Raw genomic sequence first — 16546 nt, forward strand, 5'->3', positions numbered from 1 at the left:
CGCATTTAGACATTAAATAACTGCATAATTGTCGTTAAACGTTAATCTGACGAGGATCTACTATATTTCATAACATAGATAATAGGAGCGGAGCCATCATGACACAACCGATTAAAGTTACGATCTGGAATGAATATCAGCATGAGAAACGCAATCCCAAAGTAGCAGAGATTTATCCGAACGGCATTCATGGTGCAATCGGCGATGGACTTGGTTCCTCGTTCGTAGTTCGTCACGCAACTTTGGATATGCCTGAGCATGGATTGACAGAAGAAGTGCTTAATGACACCGATGTTTTGCTTTGGTGGGGCCATTTGGCACACGGAGATGTGGATGAGGCGATCGTGGAGCGTGTGTACAACCGTGTTCTGCACGGAATGGGACTAATCGTTCTTCACTCTGGTCATTTTTCAAAAATATTCAAGAAGCTTATGGGCACATCTTGCGATTTAAAATGGCGTGAAGCAAACGACAAGGAGCGTCTATGGGTTGTCGCTCCAGGCCACCCGATTGCAGAAGGCATCGGTGAATATATTGAGCTTGAAGCCGAAGAAATGTACGGCGAGCATTTTGATATTCCACAGCCTGATGAACTTGTATTCGTCAGCTGGTTCACTGGCGGAGAAGTGTTCCGCAGCGGCTGCACGTATACGCGTGGTCAAGGGAAGATCTTCTACTTCCGTCCAGGTCATGAGACTTACCCTACGTATCATAACGAACAAATTCAACGTGTCATCCGCAATGCAGTCGAGTGGGCGAAGCCGTCCACTCGCAGCTATCCAGCGTATGGCCATGCACAACCGCTAGAGCCGTTGAACGGTTAATAGATAAGCAAGTCGATAACCTGCCTTCGATGAGGGCAGGTTATCATATTTCTATTCATAGAGATTGGACGTGAGCAAGATGACAGCAAATATGGAACGCAAGTTGCGTGTAGGTGTAATTTCAACGGGAGGCATTTTCCGCGGTGCTCATATGCCTGCTTTTCTGGAAAATCCACATACGGAGATCGTCGCGGTATGCGATACGCATAAGCCTTCCGCTTGTGCCGTAGCGGATGAGATCGGACAAGTCCGCGTGTACACAGAATGGGAAGAGATGTTGGAGCAAGAAGAGCTCGACATTATCGATATTTGCTCGCCTAACTATTTGCATGGACCATTGGCGATTGCGGCTTTGGAGCGCGGCCTGCATGTGTTCTGTGAGAAGCCGGATGCGATTCATGCTGAAGAAGCGCTTCGTATGAAAGAAGCGGCGGAGAAGAGCGGCAAAGTACTTATGGTCATGCGCAATAACCGTTATCGCTCACGTCCGAAGTTCCTGAAGCAGTGGATTGCGGAAGGCGGTGCAGGTCATCTGTATACAGGCCGCTGTGGATGGATACGACGCAAGGGTATCCCGGGAAAGGGCGGCTGGTTTACGACGAAAGAGCTTTCTGGTGGCGGACCGCTCATTGATCTTGGTGTTCATATGATTGACTTGTCGATGTGGCTCATGGGCAATCCGAAGCCGATTGCGGTAACAGGCGCGACATACAGTCACTTTGCTCAAGCGAAGATCGAAGGTGAATCCCGCCATGTTGAAGGGAACACGTATGACGTTGAGGACTTGGCTACGGGCTTTATTCGCTTTGATAATGGAGCAACGCTCCAAGTAGAGGTCAGCTGGGCCTCTCATATTGAAGAAGATGATGTATTCGTGGAAATGCGTGGTACCAAGGGCGGCTTCTCTATGCGCAATGAGACATTCAAGTTGTTTACCGATATCGGTGGACAATCGGTTAATTCAGAACCGCAAATTCCGATTGGCGGCTGGGGACATCAAGAAAATGTAAATCATTTTGTTGATGCCGTGCTTGGTTTAGCGGAGCCTGAGTTTACGCCGGATCAAGGCGTAGATATGATTCGTATTCTAGATGCGATGTATCAGTCAGCGCGTGAAGGCCGTGAAATTCGGCTGGACTAGGCGATCACAGTAATGTTAAAAGTTGTTTCAGATTCGGATAAGCAGAAAGCTAACCATTTGAGAAGTGAGTAGAAAATAGGAGACTGTTGCATAACGAGTTGCAAGGATTGGCTGCGACTTGTTCTGGGCAGTCTTTTCTTTTTGGATAGGTGATGAAGATGTGATGTGGAGGTTTTCGGTTGTAAGAGAATCGAGTAAGCACAGTTAACAAATGCTTCCCTAACAGGTACAATAGTGGAATAGCATGATGGGCATACAGTGAAACTATGCGTGTCGCACGTATGATTCATATGCCGCTTACATGTCTATGGTTGTATTTTATTGAGGTGAATGAATATGAAGGCATGGTATGAACAAAGTTTTGGTGAAGATTATTTGCTAGTATACAAGCATCGCGATATGCAGGGTGCTGTAGAGGAAGTTCAACGAATGGTAAGTTGGCTGGAACTCCCTACAGGCGCTCATATATTGGATTTGTGCTGTGGGATGGGGCGTCACTCGCTTGCACTCGCAGAAGCAGGTTATCAGGTAACAGGGATGGATTTGTCAGAGGTACTGCTTCGTGAGGCACGTCTTCAGGACCAAGCAGAGCAAGTAGAGTTCGTTCACGGTGATATGCGGAAGCTGCCGTTTGAAAATACTTTTGATGCGGTTGTCAACGTATTTACCTCGTTTGGCTATTTCGAGCGAGATGAAGAGAACGGCCAAGTTATTGCAGAAGTAAGTCGAGTGCTTAAGCCAGATGCACCGTTTCTGATCGACTTTTTAAATCCTACCTATATAGAAAATCATCTAGTTGCGGAGTCCGAACGGGTGGATGAAGGCAATCGAATCACGGAAACGCGCAAGATTGAGGATGGCTGTGTAAAGAAACACATCATGCTTACGCATTTGGACACGGGCGATATTCGTCATTATGATGAGCGGGTTAAGCTGTATGGAAGAGAGCCGTTTGAACAGATGTTCTCCGCAGCAGGATTGCAGCTGGATGCCGTATTTGGCGGTTACGACGGTGCGCCTTACGATTCAGAGACATCAAAAAGATTGATCATGATTGGGCATAAACGTTAATCCTTACTTACACTCACAAGCTCCATTATTTATGCATGTATACATCTGTTTAGAGGAATCCCTAGACTTTAACTAAAATAGAGAGGAAGTTGAGAGGATGGCAGAGGCGAAGCGTTGGCAAGGTCAGGCTTTTGCTGAAGGTGAACATTGGAGCATTACCGTTTGGCAGGATGAGCATAAGCAATTGGAACCCATTTATCAGATTCGTATACCACTGCCTTTCTCGCTTCGGTGGGTGAATGCCTATGCGATGCGTGAATCGGATCATACAGGCTGGACCATTGTAGACCCTGGCTTGCGAACCCCACAGGCAGAGGCGGCTTGGCAAGAAGTGTTGGACAAGTTGTCTATACATACTGGTTCTCTGCGTCAAATTATTTTAACTCACTATCATCCTGATCATCTAGGTATGGCAGGGCTGCTGCAGCAGAAGCATGAAGTACCGGTCGTATTGTCCCGCATCGGCTGGCAGCATGCTGTTATGCTATGGGGTGACGGTAATCAAATGGCACAACAGATGCAGCAGGTAATGCGTCTGCATGGTGCGCCTGAAGAGGTAATGGAGACGCTTGGGGAACATATGGATAGCTTTGAGGCCTGTGTAAGCCCGCTTCCAGAGGTGACATATATAAATGATGGAGATGAGCTTGTGTTTGGTGGGCGAACATGGACAGCTATTGAAACGCATGGTCATGCGCCTGGCCATATAAGCTTTTATCATAAAGAGCATGGTTTGCTTCTTGCAGGCGATCATGTGCTGCCACAAATTACACCCAATGTAAGCTATATACCAGGCAGCGATCCGCAACCGTTGCAGTTGTATTTGGAAGGATTGAAAAAGCTGTCGGCGTTAGAGGTGGAACTGGTATTGCCTGGGCACCGAAATCCATTTTATCAATATCGTTCGCGAATTGATTATTTACTTCAGCATCATGAAGAGCGTTTGGCTGAATGGCATGCAATGCTTGTGCGTGAACCGATGACAGCGTATCAGTTATGTACGCGTATTTTTGGGAATATCGGACGGCTTACAGTACACCAATTCCGATTTGCGATGGGAGAGACACTATCTCATTTGATAGAGCTGGAACGTCGTGGGCAAGTCAATTGTGAGCAGTCTTTGGAGCAGGTTGGAGACGTCCGTGTGTGGAGTTCTTGTACACAGCGAGCTGAGTGTACCATTAGCTAATAAATGAACGATTCTAATGAAACAACAAGGTTGTCCGTATGGCGCTCTTACCAGTGCCTCGGACAACCTTGTTTGATTTGCACGTATTTAATTTTAAATTAGTAAGCCATTCAGGGCTAAGTTGAAATTAGCTCTCTAATTGTGCCTTTGCTGCAGCGGCTTGCTGCTCCGCTAATTGACGCATATGCTCCATATCTTCCTCGCGTTCTGCTTGCTTACGGTGTGCAATACGACTGCTTGCAGCAGCTGCTATTGCCCCGACAATATCATCCAAGAAGGTATGTATTTGTCCGTCACTTTTGTCGTTTAAGCGTTCGAGGACACCGGCTTTCATTTTATCTACATAACCGAAGTTCGTAAATCCGATACTTCCATACACGTTAACGATAGAAAAAGCTAAAATTTCATCTACGCCGTACAAGCCCTCATCATTTTCCACCATCTCTTGCAGAGCGGGGATGAGTTTGCCTTCCTCAGCCATCATATCTAATTGGATACCTGTCAAAATAGCGTTTTGAACTTCACGTTTGCGAAGGACTTGATCCACACTATATTTGCAATAGTCCAATGTAAGCTCAGGGTAATACTTTTTTTGTAAGAACAAGACGAGCTCAGCAATATGTTCAAGCTCGATGCCTCGCTTCTTAAGTAAGTCTCTTGTCACCGATTCTACCAATTCGCTATTCAAACTGTATGGCTTTTTTGCATTGTTTTCTGTGCTCATGTAAGTCACCTCATTATATGTTCTTTCATGTATTACCGATTTATCCTACAAGTTAAGCATGCATCTTTCCAACAAAAATTGCAAATCTGGTCATGTTCCTGCCTGCTTGTTCGTATATATAGGACAAATAGGTGCGTTGACTGGCTGTTGGTCTTCCGCATCACTACAGGTCAAGGAGGAATATATAATAATGAATCATGAATCTACTCCTGTATCTTCACGCTCCCGTCTGTCACGTCTTGGAATGTTGGCTGGTATATTAACTGTGACCGTTGGCTTGACTGCATGCGGTGGCGAAAGTGCTATCGACGCTCCTCCATTGGATGTGGAAATGCAAATGCTTCAGCAAATTGAAAACAATGCGAGCGGTGTACAAGGGACAAGCCTCCAAATCGGAGATGAACAAGCGAAGCCTAATATGACCGTGTATGCACGCGATCGATATGGATATTTAGCTCCTATCGGGTATAAATGGGAAGCGAAGAGCAGTGATGAGCTGGGCAAGGCGGCGCTGGAACTTCTTGTTGAAGGTGGGGCTCATGCGGCGAAGCTACCTGCGGATTTTAAGGCGACAATCCCAAAAGGAACAAAAGTGACACAGTTGTCCATTAAGCCTGAGCAGCAGCTTGCTATTGTAGAATTTTCTGATGAGTTCCATCAGTACAAGGTAGAAGATGAGCGTAAAGTACTTGAGTCCATCGTTTGGACGCTAACTTCACTGACTGATGTGAAGCATGTCCAGTTATGGATGAATGGGCAGCGCCTAACGGCAATGCCAGTAGGTGATACACCGATTGATGGCCGTTTATCACGGAACTTCGGCATTAATTTAGAAAGAGCGGACGGAGTAAGTGATATGTACTCCACGCCAGTTACATTATACTTCACTGCTCTTACTGAGAAGGGGAAAGCATATTATGTTCCGATTACAAGGTTGATTGCACCATCTAATGATCCTTTGACAGCAACACTAGAGCAGATGGTGGCAGGCCCGCTTAATCCTAATCAATTGTCACGGGTGCTGACTGAAGAGACGAAGATCGGAAAGATTGAGCATAAAGGTGATCTCGTGACAATCAACTTGGAAGATACGATGTTTGAGCAAGGTGACAAGGTTCCGTCTGAATTGATTAAAGCAGTTGTATTATCGTTGACGGAGCGTCCTGACATTGGTAAAGTTCAAGTGCTTGTGAACGGAGTTAAGGATATTAAAGGCACAGATAACAAAAACTACTCCGAGCCAGTATCGCGTGTAGAAGTGGTTCCTGTCTGGAAAGGCTAGTGTGGGACTGTCGGCTGTAGCGGGCTGAGGCTTGATTTTTGGAATGCCAAAGATGCTTTTCATCCGTGACTTTGTTAAAATAGGAATGTTCTAACTAAATGGTGGTCATGTTGAAGTAATGTAGGAGGCACAACAATGAGAAGCAACGGACGAAAGGCGGATGAGCTCCGCCCGATTACAATTCGTACGAATACGAATAAATATGCGGAAGGATCGGTGTTCATTGAAGTAGGCGACACGAAAGTTTTGTGTACGGCAACGGTTGATGAACGCGTTCCTCCCTTTCTTAAAGGACAAGGAAAAGGCTGGGTTACAGCTGAATATTCAATGCTGCCGCGCGCTACACAAACGAGAAATCAGCGTGAAGCCAATCGAGGTAAATTAACGGGGCGTACAATGGAAATTCAACGTCTAATCGGTCGTGCATTGCGTTCGGTAGTAGATTTGCATGCACTGGGTGAGCGTACCGTTACGTTGGACTGTGATGTCATCCAAGCGGATGGTGGAACACGTACGACATCGATAACAGGTGCTTTTGTAGCAATGGCTATCGCGCTTAACAAAGTAGCTGAGCAGCATTCGTTGAAGAAGTTCCCTATTACAGATTTCCTCGCATCGGTTAGCGTTGGTGTTGTCGAGGAAAAGGCTGTATTGGATTTGAACTATGATGAGGATTCCACAGCGAAAGTCGATATGAACGTTGTGATGACGGGAAGCGGCAAATTCGTAGAGGTTCAAGGAACGGGTGAAGAAAGCCCATTTTCACGTGAAGAGCTGAATGAGCTGCTTGCGTTGGGTGAGAAAGGGGTTCTCGACATGATCGGGCACCAGAAAGAAGCGCTTGGAGCGATTGCAGACAAGATTTTGCCTGCAGCAGCTTCCAACAAGGAGGCATAAGCTAATGCCTGTCGTGGGAGATACAATCCTTGTTGCAACACGAAATGCCGGAAAAGTGCGTGAGTTTACGCTTGCGTTTAGCGCGCTTGGCCTTCAAGTGAAGAGCTTAGCAGACTATCCTCTGATTCCTGATGTAGACGAAGACGGTGAAACTTTTCTTGAAAATGCGTTCAAGAAAGCGATGACTGTTGCTGAGGCACTTCGAATTCCTGTGCTGGCAGACGATTCAGGACTTGCTGTTGAGCGTTTAAATGGTGAGCCAGGTGTATACTCGGCCCGCTACGCAGGCGAGCATGGCAACGATGAAGCGAACAATGCCCGCCTAATCGATAATTTGACAGCATTAAAGGCTGATAGCGAGCAATATATGCTGGCGGATGGGGAAGAAGCTGTAGGACTTAGTTCCGCGCAATTTGTGTGCGCGTTAGTGCTGTATGATCCGAACACGAAGCAATCCTACGAAGCAGTTGGAACCTGTGATGGTGTCATCGTTGAACAGGCGCGTGGAAACTATGGGTTCGGTTATGATCCACATTTCTACGTTCCATCTTATGAGCGGACGATGGCAGAGCTGGCTCCAGAGGAAAAACAACGCATAAGCCATCGAGGTGAAGCGTTGCGCCTATTGATGCAGCGTATATCACTTGGTGTAGGACATTAATCTTTTCTTTAATGCCGATAATTCCGAGTGAAAAAGTATAAAATATTCCTTTATCCTATAGACATCTGAACGGTCTTCCGATAAGGTAGTATACATAAAGGCACCTTTGCAGCGTATATGTGTAAAGGTGCCTTTCTTCACATCAATATAATTCCAAATTGTGGACGGGGAAGGATGGTTTAAGATGAGTGAGGAGTATCAGTACGAGTTGGAGACGCTAGCTATTCATGCAGGGCAAGAAGTGGACCCAGTAACACAATCAAGAGCAGTTCCGTTATACCAGACGACCTCTTACACCTTTAAAGACACCGACCATGCGGCCAATCTATTCGGGCTGAAGGAATTTGGCAACATCTATACACGCATTATGAATCCGACTACGGATGTGTTTGAGAAGCGTGTGGCAGCATTGGAAGGCGGTGTAGGCGGTTTAGCGACGGCTTCTGGTCAGGCGGCAATTACATTTGCCATCTTGAATATTGCAGGGGCAGGAGATGAGATCGTTTCTTCCTCGACACTGTATGGTGGAACGTATAATTTATTCGCCAATACATTAGCTAAACTGGGTATTAAAGTTCATTTCGTGGATGCAAGTAATCCAGAAAACTTCCGTAAGGCCATTACTTCGAAGACGAAGGCGCTCTTTGCCGAATCCATAGGCAATCCAAAAGGCGACGTGCTTGATATTGAAGCAGTAGCCGAAGTAGCACACAGCCATCATATTCCTCTCATCGTAGATAATACATTCCCTAGTCCTTACTTATTGCGCCCAATCGAACATGGTGCTGACGTTGTTGTTCATTCTGCTACCAAATTCATTGGCGGTCACGGTACTTCGATTGGCGGCATCATTGTTGATAGCGGTCGCTTTGACTGGGCTGCAACCGACAAATTCCCTGGTTTGACACAGCCTGATCCGAGCTATAACGGCATCGTGTATACAGAGGCTGTAGGTTCGCTTGCTTACATCATTAAGGCACGTGTTCAATTGCAGCGCGATCTTGGTGCAAGTTTGTCACCATTTAATGCATTCTTACTGTTGCAAGGATTGGAGACCCTTCATTTACGTGTAGAACGTCATAGTGAAAATGCCTTAAAGGTAGCTCAGTACCTTGAACAGCATGAGGCTGTGCAATCGGTAAGCTACAGCGGCCTCCCTAGTCATCCTTCCTATGCCCTAGCGCAGAAATACTTGCCGAATGGCCAAGGAGCGATTGTGGCATTCGAAATTAAAGGTGGAGTGGAAGCAGGCCGCAAAGTGATTGAGAACGTCAAGCTGCTTTCTCACTTAGCCAATGTCGGAGATTCGAAGTCGCTCATTATTCATCCTGCGAGCACAACGCATTTGCAGCTATCAGCAGAAGATCAGTTGTCAGCGGGAGTAACTCCTGGACTTATTCGTTTATCCGTTGGTACGGAATCCATTAAAGATATAATTCATGACCTTGGTCAAGCGATTGCAGCTAGCCAATTAGCACGAGTGTGATTCATTGTTATAAAAAATGAAAGAGCCGCTTTCCCCGCAGGAGTTGCCTGCTAAAGGAAAAGCGGCTTTTTTGACTAGAATCGAACTTGGACCTGATAAGTTCTCATCCAATAATCGATTTGCAGCAGATAAGCGAATAGTTGTGGTCCAGACATCAGCTGACCGAACCAAGGCAGGTTGGAGCTGGCTTCTTCTGAAGCAGCGATGCTGCGAATGCGATCAGCTTGAATGAACGTATGGAGAGGAGAGCTCGGATCGTCCAATCGTTCCAATACTTGTTTACGAACGGCATTGAGATAGCTTGGATTGTGCGTTTTTGGATAAGGACTTTTTTTGCGATATAAAACGTCATGTGGGAGGAGCCCTTCCAATGCTTTACGAAGCAGTCCTTTTTCCCGATGGCCATGTGTTTTAATGGACCATGGCACATTAAATGCATACTGCACTAAGCGATGGTCGGTATAAGGAACACGCACTTCAAGCCCAACACCCATGCTCATTCTGTCTTTACGATCAAGCAAAGTAGGCATAAATCTTGTGATGTTCAAATAAGACATTTTTCTCATGCGACTAGCTGCTTCATCTTCCCTGTTAAGTAGGGGTACTTCTGCAACAGCTTGGGCATAACGGTCAGCTGCGTACTGTTCTCCCTTTATCGCCTCAGCAATTTCTGGCTTTAGTAAGCTGTTTCTGAGGGGCACGGATAAGGCCCATGGGAAGGTGGAGGCAGATAATGCTTCTTCTCTATGGAACCAAGGATAACCTCCGAACACTTCATCAGCGGCTTCTCCTGATAAAGCGACCGTGGCGTGTTTTTTTATTTCACGGCAAAATAAATACAGCGATCCGTCAATGTCCGTCATTCCGGGCAAATCTCGGACATGAACGGCTGTTGTCAAAGACTCGACTAATTCAGGGGTATCAAATTTAATATAATGATGTTTCGTTTGCAGCTCTTCCACCATCCGTTGAATCCAAGGCTCATCCGCATTGGGTTGGAAGCTATGTGCTTTGAAATGTTTATCGTTGTCCACGTAATCGACGGAGAAGGTGTTTACCTGACCCAATCCATTCCGCTTGTAATGCATGGCAGTCAGTGCAGTTAATGCGCTGGAATCAAGACCTCCAGACAGCAAGGTACAGACGGGAACATCAGATACAAGTTGGCGTTCTACTGTATCCAGTAATAGTTCTCTAACATGTTGGGCCGTCTGCTCTTCATTATGTTCGTGTTCATAGCTTTCAAGCTGCCAATAGGTGGATGAACGGCTGCCGTTGCGATCGTAGGTCAGTGTCCTGCCAGGTCTTACTTCCCGCAGTTGCTTGTATATGCCATGTCCAGGGGTGCGGGCAGGACCAACTATAAAGATTTCTGCAACCCCTTCTGAATCGATAATTGGTGATATGTTAGGATGTTTCAGCAATGCTTTAGGCTCAGAGCCAAAAGCAAACCAGCCTTCCCCTTCTGCATAAAAAAGAGGCTTAACTCCAAGCCGATCACGAGCCATAAATAGTTTCTGCTCGGCTTCTTCCCACACGGCGAATGCGAAAATGCCGTTTAATCGTTCCACACAGGCTTGCTTCCACTCGATGTATGCGATCAAAAGTACCTCTGTATCGCAATGGGTGCGGAACTTGTAACCTTTATGAAGCAGATCCTCCCTCAATTCACCTGCGTTGTAAAGTTCACCATTGTACGCAATTGCATAAGTGCTGCTTTCGTGATGAATGACCATAGGCTGAGCGCCATTCGTCGGATCAATGACAGCTAGTCTGCGATGGCCGAGTGCACATGACCCTGTAAACCAAGTTCCTTTTGCATCTGGTCCCCTTGCTGTCAATGTTTCCGTCATTTGCTCAACGATGGCTGTATTATGGTTCGAGGTGAGGTCGCGGTTCCAATCGATCCATCCTGTTATTCCACACATACGTTGTTCATCCTCTCTGCTCCGATACTACCGAGAAGACCGATGACCGAGCTGTCTATAAATCAAGATAATATCATGGGTATGCAGGAACCGGGATAAGATGTATGTCCATCAGGGGAAGCTAACAAAAAAGGAGGGGTGATGTGAGTCGTCATACGTATTATGTTTCGGTTCATGCGCGAACCGTGCTCCCTTATTCCACACAAGGCGATGAGTGGACCATTCATGCTACAGAGGATGAAGCGGCAGCACTTCTGGGTCAATTCTCCAAGCTGGAAGAGGCAGAGACAGAGGCGCTATACCGTGGGTTTAACCCGGTCATCGATGTGCCTGAAGTGGAACTTAATGCTCGCAGTCAACAGGTTGTTGATGATATCTACAACATCATAGCCAAGCTAGGGACGTCAGCGACGAAGCAAACTCTGTCCCAAATACGGGATTGAGGAAGGGGGAGAATAGCGGTGATTGATATTCAACAAGCTCATTTTAAAAAAACGACAACAGTCGACGGGAAATTATGCGCAGAAGTAGAAATCATTCCTTTTGGCCGAACAGGGAATTTGCTTGCTTATGTAACTGCGATTCCACATGGTGGCTACGAAATTGTTAGGGTGTTGCAGGCTCATGCAGGTGGAGATGCTGCTCAAGTGGTACCTGATGTTCATCAAGCGCTGGAGTCAGTGGCAGAAGAAGAATTTAGCGATGATAGCTTTGGGTGCGACTGGAAGGCGAAAGCGCATTTCCTTGATAATTTATTAGCTTGCTCTGAAGTGCGTTCCCAACTTGATTCTCTTACCGAGCAGTCATAGCAGTCATGATTATACCCATAACAGGAGGCGTAAAATATGACAGAATCATTCAAAGACACCAAAGGAAATAAATACGCTCATCAACAAAATCATGCTCATGATGTCATTATGAAAAATGTAAAGCATCCTGCGCAAAAAAATCCATGGGATGGCAGCAAACGGGATAGCAGTAAAAAAGGATAGCCTAAGAAGAAAACCAATTTGTTAGAGGCAACAGGCGAAGCGTTGTGTTCATGAAAGAGGCAGCGCCCGCCTGTTGCTTTTTCATGCGAAACCAAACATTAATTTGCTTCTCGAAGAACTTTGATTCCCATAATGATGTTCCAGACAAATATAAAGAATGACAAAATAGCAGCTAGAAGAGTAAAGCCGAAGCTAATAACAAATTCTCCGCTGAACAGGGAGATGAATACGAATACGATAAAGACGAAAGGCAGCAGCTGAGAAATCAAAGCGTAGCTTGCGTGCTTGCGGGTATAGCCGTGATCAGCGGTGAACAGCACGACCAGCGGAAGCAGCACCCCTGCGAAAAAAATGCTGAAGTAACATAAGGCAGCAAGCAAATGTTTCGAAGACAAAAGGATCACCTCTTTAGTTATTCTAAAGTAGCATATGCGAAATAGGATGGTTTATTTTCTAGAGTTTACCCATTTTGGAGAGGTTGTAACAAAAGTAGAAGCATGAAAGTATCGGTATTGTAGAAGAGCTTGTATGGATAAATTGATAATTATTTTGCAGTTATACATAACAATCTGGTGAAAGTTAGGTGCTTTTAAATTCGTTTTTTCTGATACAACTCGTTTAATTCAGCGATCTTCGGGGTAATGTATAAACATAAAAACCCCCAGGAACCTTGTTGCACAAAGGTTTCTAGGGGTTTGATGTATGGTTAAATATCGATTAAAATTAAATAACTGGCGTCCCAGGAGGGATTCGAACCCCCGACCGACGGCTTAGAAGGCCGTTGCTCTATCCTGCTGAGCTACTGGGACAAATAATAACAACATGACTGATAATATCAAAAAATGAGCAGCGATGCAACAGTTTTAGTTATCTTTTTTTCTTTCAATTTATTACAGAAGCAAAACAGTGTAATGTCAGCAGTATCCCAGTGTATGGTATAATGAACAAACCCGACAATAACGAAGGGAACCATGTGACCTGAACAGCTGACTAGCTGACAAGAAGGTAGGTGCTACTTATTACGGAACATAATCGATCGAAACCGAATGTCGTATTGTTTCCAAAAACATACGAGTATTATCAAATGGAACTGACGCGTATGCTGGAGTCTGAGCGCTATGCCGAGGCTGTTTCGCTGTTAAAGTTCCTATTACAATGCAGTGGAGACAATGAAGAGAGCCGTATGGAATGGCAAGCACTGCTCGAATGGCTGCTGCAAGCTTTCCCATACCTGCAAGATGAGACAGAACAACCTTCTATACATAATATTCAGCAAGCGGAAGAAGATGTGTCTGAGCAAGATGTGGTTCGCTCACAAGTGTTAGAGAAACAGCAGATGGATGAACAATACATAGCGAAGATGCTTGAACGGTTGCAAGAAACTCCTTTTGATGAAAGAAAATGGTTCATATTGGAGCAGCTAACTGTAGCGGAAGATGCTAACTTGAATGATGAGCTGATCTATTTATTGGAAACGAAGAAACTGCATCCCATTGTTCAGTTCGGAATTTTACAGACACTTTGCAAGCGAGGAATGACAGGTGCTGTTACCTTTTACCGTGGAAATGAGCAGTGTGTAGTAGACATTGAACATACGCCTCTCGAATATGCCTCATATCCTTCAACCTTATTAGCACCAGCAGAGCGGGTGCACGAGGTTGTTGCGCTTCGTGAACCGTCCATTGCCTACTTTGCTCAAGAAATATGGCATCAATTTATAAAGGCTATTTATGGAACGTCGCAGTATGCTCAATTGCGCAGTGGCACAGAAGTTGAGGCGAATGCCTGGGCGGCAGCACTTCATCGCATAGTAGCTGGGTTGCTTCAACTTCAAGAGGAAGAATCGGTAGTAAAGCAAATTTATCATATAAACAGTGATTCACGTATCGTTTATGAACAGGCATTGCGATCATTGGCGAAGTCGTTTCGAGCAGAATCTTGACGAATTATAGCGAGGCTTGACAACATGGCCTGAGGCACACATAATGGCAAAGGTGTTGCCTTGAAAAACACTATAGCTTCGGCTATAATGTAATGGTTATTTCAAGAACGTGTAAGCTATGATCTAGCCATGTGATTTTTTTGGAGGGGAAGGCATAAAATGAAAGCAACTTGGGAAAAAATAGAGAGTAACGTTGGTGTACTTGAAGTTGAAGTTAACGCAGAGCGTGTAACAGAAGCTTTGGATCAAGCATTTAAGAAAGTTCAGAAGCGCGCAAGCGTTCCTGGCTTCCGTAAAGGTAAAGTGCCTCGCACAATTTTCGAATCAAAATACGGTGTAGAGAGCCTATACCAAGACGCAATCGACATCTTGCTGCCTAAAGCATACGCTGAAGCAGTTAAAGAAACAGCGATTCAACCTGTAGATCAACCAGAAGTTGATGTTGAGCAATTCGCTAAAGGCGAAACGTTCAAGTTCAAAGCTAAAGTAACTGTAAAGCCTGAAGTAAAATTGGGCGACTACAAAGGTCTTAGCGTGGAGCAACAATCCGCGGAAGTAACAGAAGAAGACATGAACGCTGAATTGGAGCGTTTGCAACAGCGTCATGCTGAGCTTGTAATCGTTGACGAAGATACTGCGAAGAGCGGTGACACAGTTGTTATCGACTTCGAAGGATTCGTTGATGGTGAAGCATTTGAAGGTGGACAAGCAGAGCGTTACAGCTTGGAACTTGGTTCCAACTCCTTCATTCCTGGCTTCGAAGACCAATTGGTAGGTCTTGGAACTGGTGACTTCAAAGATGTTGAAGTTACATTCCCAGAACACTACCATGCTGAGAACCTTGCAGGCAAGCCTGCTCTGTTCAAAGTGAAATTGCATGAAATCAAGCGCAAGCAGCTTCCAGTATTGGATGATGAGTTCGCTAAAGATGTGAGCGAGTTCGAAACGCTTGATGAGTACAAAGCTGATTTGAGCAAGCAGCTTCAAGAACGCAAAGACCGTGAAGCAGCAGCAGCACGTGAAGCAGCAGTAGTTGAAGCAGTATCTGCTAAAGCTGAAGTTGAGATTCCACGTTCCATGATCGAATCCGAGATTCAACACATGGTTAAAGATCTTGACAACCGTCTGCGCATGCAAGGTATGAACATGGATATGTTCTTGACTCTTTCTGGACAAACAATTGCTGACCTTCGTGAGCAAATGCAGAATGAAGCAGACGTTCGTGTGAAAAACAACCTCGTTCTTGAGCAAGTTGCGAAGGCTGAAAGCCTTGCTGTCTCTGATGAAGAGCTAGCAGAAGAGCTTGAAAAGATGGGACAAGCTTACCAACGTCCTGCGGATGAGATCCGTACGATCTTGGAGAAGAATGGTACTATCAACAACCTTCGTGAGGAAGCGCTGCTCCGCAAGACAATCAAGTTTCTTGCTGACAACAACTAATCACATACAAGTTGAGGGTTAAACCTCGGCACAACATGACAAGGCACGTCAATCACGTATTGCGTGCCTTGTTTTTCCTCCTTTTTATAGGCGCTTCTCCTAATGAGTATGTACAGCGTCTTTTACCATATCGTTTGACTCCATTGAAAACAGTGTACATATTTAATACGTTCTTGCTTCATGAACAAACCATGAATATCGCTGGATGTTCCGCCAGTTGAGCAATTCCTTTGTACTTTTGAGGAATGAGACTAAATACATAACATAGCGTCATACACTGTAATAACGGTGTGAATATGACATTGATTACGGAACGTGATAAAATAAGCTAGTATAGCCTGATAAAGAAAAGAGGTCGGTACCATGAATTTGATTCCTATGGTCATCGAGCAGACCAATCGGGGCGAACGCTCATACGACATTTACTCCCGATTACTGAAAGACCGCATCATCTTCCTAGGAAGCGCAATTGATGATGATGTTGCTAATAGCATTATTGCTCAATTGTTGTTCTTGGAAGCAGACGATCCAGAAAAGGATATTCACTTATACATCAACTCTCCGGGTGGTTCAGTTACGGCTGGGCTTGGTATATTGGATACAATGCAACATATTAAGCCTGACGTATCTACAATCTGTGTGGGGATGGCTGCAAGCATGGGCTCGTTGCTGCTTACAGCAGGAGCGCCTGGCAAACGCTTTGCGTTGCCTAATGCCGAAGTAATGATACACCAACCGCTTGGTGGTGTTCGTGGGCAGGCTACAGATATTAAAATTCATGCGGATTGGATCATTAAGACGAAGCAGAAGCTGAATCAGATCTATGTTGACCGTACAGGCCAACCGTATGATAAGATTGACCGCGATACAGATCGCGATTACTTTATGAGTGCGGATGAAGCGAAAGACTACGGCCTTGTAGATGCTGTAATTCATTCCGGCACAGCTTTGAAGTAAGGAGGGAAGCGC

Annotated in this window: 17 protein-coding genes and 1 tRNA gene; 14 read left to right on the forward strand and 4 right to left on the reverse strand. The window is 45.4% G+C overall.

All coding sequences use genetic code 11. The features are described from left to right. The first annotated feature begins 98 nt into the window (after positions 1-98). From NQ117_RS21015 to NQ117_RS21030, 4 genes are all read left to right on the forward strand, one after another. Complete coding sequence (locus NQ117_RS21015) at positions 99-824, forward strand: ThuA domain-containing protein (RefSeq protein ID WP_258279971.1); 726 nt, start codon at positions 99-101, stop codon at positions 822-824. 79 nt (positions 825-903) lie between these two features. Beyond that, on the forward strand, positions 904-1965 hold the full coding sequence (locus NQ117_RS21020; RefSeq protein WP_258279972.1) for a Gfo/Idh/MocA family protein: 1062 nt from the start codon (positions 904-906) through the stop codon (positions 1963-1965). A 336-nt stretch (positions 1966-2301) separates the two neighbouring features. Next, positions 2302-3036: a class I SAM-dependent methyltransferase gene (locus NQ117_RS21025; RefSeq protein WP_258279973.1), complete on the forward strand. Its 735-nt coding sequence runs from the start codon at positions 2302-2304 to the stop codon at positions 3034-3036. A gap of 97 nt (positions 3037-3133) precedes the next feature. Then, positions 3134-4225 carry an MBL fold metallo-hydrolase gene (locus NQ117_RS21030; protein ID WP_258279974.1) on the forward strand — a complete coding sequence of 364 codons (1092 nt, stop codon included), beginning with the start codon at positions 3134-3136 and terminating at the stop codon, positions 4223-4225. Between the two features lie 127 nt (positions 4226-4352). Here the strand turns inward: NQ117_RS21030 and NQ117_RS21035 are convergent, their stop codons facing one another. Further along, positions 4353-4949: a phosphatidylglycerophosphatase A family protein gene (locus NQ117_RS21035; RefSeq protein WP_258279975.1), complete on the reverse strand. Its 597-nt coding sequence runs from the start codon at positions 4947-4949 to the stop codon at positions 4353-4355. 190 nt (positions 4950-5139) lie between these two features. Between NQ117_RS21035 and NQ117_RS21040 the strand changes: the two genes are divergently transcribed. The 4 genes from NQ117_RS21040 to NQ117_RS21055 all read left to right on the forward strand — a co-directional run bounded on the left by NQ117_RS21040 (position 5140) and on the right by NQ117_RS21055 (position 9275). Then, positions 5140-6231, forward strand: coding sequence for a GerMN domain-containing protein (locus NQ117_RS21040; RefSeq protein WP_258279976.1), 1092 nt, complete (start codon positions 5140-5142; stop codon positions 6229-6231). 135 nt (positions 6232-6366) lie between these two features. After that, on the forward strand, positions 6367-7128 hold the full coding sequence (gene rph, locus NQ117_RS21045; protein ID WP_258279977.1) for a ribonuclease PH: 762 nt from the start codon (positions 6367-6369) through the stop codon (positions 7126-7128). A 4-nt stretch (positions 7129-7132) separates the two neighbouring features. After that, complete coding sequence (rdgB, locus tag NQ117_RS21050) at positions 7133-7789, forward strand: RdgB/HAM1 family non-canonical purine NTP pyrophosphatase (protein ID WP_258279978.1); 657 nt, start codon at positions 7133-7135, stop codon at positions 7787-7789. Positions 7790-7973: 184 nt separating this feature from the next. Further along, positions 7974-9275, forward strand: coding sequence for a homocysteine synthase (locus NQ117_RS21055; RefSeq protein ID WP_258279979.1), 1302 nt, complete (start codon positions 7974-7976; stop codon positions 9273-9275). Between the two features lie 74 nt (positions 9276-9349). On the opposite strand, the gene asnB is transcribed toward NQ117_RS21055, so the two are convergent. After that, positions 9350-11203, reverse strand: a complete 1854-nt coding sequence (gene asnB / locus NQ117_RS21060; protein ID WP_258279980.1) for an asparagine synthase (glutamine-hydrolyzing) — start codon at positions 11201-11203, stop codon at positions 9350-9352. A gap of 143 nt (positions 11204-11346) precedes the next feature. On the opposite strand from asnB, the gene NQ117_RS21065 reads away from it, so the two are divergent. Genes NQ117_RS21065 through NQ117_RS21075 form a run of 3 tightly spaced genes read left to right on the forward strand, consistent with a single transcriptional unit; the run spans position 11347 to position 12195 of the window. Continuing rightward, the gene (locus NQ117_RS21065) at positions 11347-11646 is read left to right on the forward strand and encodes a hypothetical protein (protein WP_258279981.1); all 300 of its coding nucleotides are present in this window, start codon (positions 11347-11349) and stop codon (positions 11644-11646) included. An 18-nt stretch (positions 11647-11664) separates the two neighbouring features. Further along, entirely contained in the window at positions 11665-12012 is a 348-nt protein-coding gene (locus NQ117_RS21070) for a carboxypeptidase (RefSeq protein ID WP_258279982.1), read from the forward strand. A gap of 36 nt (positions 12013-12048) precedes the next feature. Next, a complete protein-coding gene (locus tag NQ117_RS21075; RefSeq protein ID WP_258279983.1) occupies positions 12049-12195 on the forward strand; it encodes a hypothetical protein in 147 nt (48 codons plus the stop codon). Positions 12196-12293: 98 nt separating this feature from the next. Here the strand turns inward: NQ117_RS21075 and NQ117_RS21080 are convergent, their stop codons facing one another. Together NQ117_RS21080 and NQ117_RS21085 are read right to left on the reverse strand one after the other, a co-directional pair. Beyond that, the gene (locus NQ117_RS21080) at positions 12294-12590 is read right to left on the reverse strand and encodes a magnetosome magnetite crystal formation protein family (protein ID WP_258279984.1); all 297 of its coding nucleotides are present in this window, start codon (positions 12588-12590) and stop codon (positions 12294-12296) included. 337 nt (positions 12591-12927) lie between these two features. After that, a tRNA-Arg gene (locus NQ117_RS21085) sits at positions 12928-13004 on the reverse strand. 275 nt (positions 13005-13279) lie between these two features. Here NQ117_RS21085 and NQ117_RS21090 point away from each other — a divergent pair. From NQ117_RS21090 to clpP, 3 genes are all read left to right on the forward strand, one after another. Next, positions 13280-14137, forward strand: coding sequence for a hypothetical protein (locus NQ117_RS21090; protein ID WP_258279985.1), 858 nt, complete (start codon positions 13280-13282; stop codon positions 14135-14137). 159 nt (positions 14138-14296) lie between these two features. Then, entirely contained in the window at positions 14297-15577 is a 1281-nt protein-coding gene (gene tig / locus NQ117_RS21095; RefSeq protein WP_258279986.1) for a trigger factor, read from the forward strand. A gap of 363 nt (positions 15578-15940) precedes the next feature. Continuing rightward, positions 15941-16534, forward strand: coding sequence for an ATP-dependent Clp endopeptidase proteolytic subunit ClpP (gene clpP, locus NQ117_RS21100; protein ID WP_258279987.1), 594 nt, complete (start codon positions 15941-15943; stop codon positions 16532-16534). The last annotated feature ends 12 nt before the right edge of the window (positions 16535-16546 follow it).

The organism is Paenibacillus sp. SC116 (assembly GCF_024733555.1).
Taxonomy (GTDB): domain Bacteria; phylum Bacillota; class Bacilli; order Paenibacillales; family Paenibacillaceae; genus Paenibacillus_B.

Excerpts from the sequence above, each read along its gene's own strand:
- NQ117_RS21015 (WP_258279971.1), top strand. The coding sequence starts at position 99 with ATGACACAACCGATTAAAGTTACGATCTGGAATGAATATCAGCATGAG.
- NQ117_RS21020 (WP_258279972.1), top strand. The coding sequence starts at position 904 with ATGACAGCAAATATGGAACGCAAGTTGCGTGTAGGTGTAATTTCAACG.
- NQ117_RS21025 (WP_258279973.1), top strand. The coding sequence starts at position 2,302 with ATGAAGGCATGGTATGAACAAAGTTTTGGTGAAGATTATTTGCTAGTA.
- NQ117_RS21030 (WP_258279974.1), top strand. The coding sequence starts at position 3,134 with ATGGCAGAGGCGAAGCGTTGGCAAGGTCAGGCTTTTGCTGAAGGTGAA.
- NQ117_RS21035 (WP_258279975.1), bottom strand. The coding sequence starts at position 4,949 with ATGAGCACAGAAAACAATGCAAAAAAGCCATACAGTTTGAATAGCGAA.
- NQ117_RS21040 (WP_258279976.1), top strand. The coding sequence starts at position 5,140 with ATGAATCATGAATCTACTCCTGTATCTTCACGCTCCCGTCTGTCACGT.
- rph (WP_258279977.1), top strand. The coding sequence starts at position 6,367 with ATGAGAAGCAACGGACGAAAGGCGGATGAGCTCCGCCCGATTACAATT.
- rdgB (WP_258279978.1), top strand. The coding sequence starts at position 7,133 with ATGCCTGTCGTGGGAGATACAATCCTTGTTGCAACACGAAATGCCGGA.
- NQ117_RS21055 (WP_258279979.1), top strand. The coding sequence starts at position 7,974 with ATGAGTGAGGAGTATCAGTACGAGTTGGAGACGCTAGCTATTCATGCA.
- asnB (WP_258279980.1), bottom strand. The coding sequence starts at position 11,203 with ATGTGTGGAATAACAGGATGGATCGATTGGAACCGCGACCTCACCTCG.
- NQ117_RS21075 (WP_258279983.1), top strand. The coding sequence starts at position 12,049 with ATGACAGAATCATTCAAAGACACCAAAGGAAATAAATACGCTCATCAA.
- NQ117_RS21090 (WP_258279985.1), top strand. The coding sequence starts at position 13,280 with ATGGAACTGACGCGTATGCTGGAGTCTGAGCGCTATGCCGAGGCTGTT.
- tig (WP_258279986.1), top strand. The coding sequence starts at position 14,297 with ATGAAAGCAACTTGGGAAAAAATAGAGAGTAACGTTGGTGTACTTGAA.
- clpP (WP_258279987.1), top strand. The coding sequence starts at position 15,941 with ATGAATTTGATTCCTATGGTCATCGAGCAGACCAATCGGGGCGAACGC.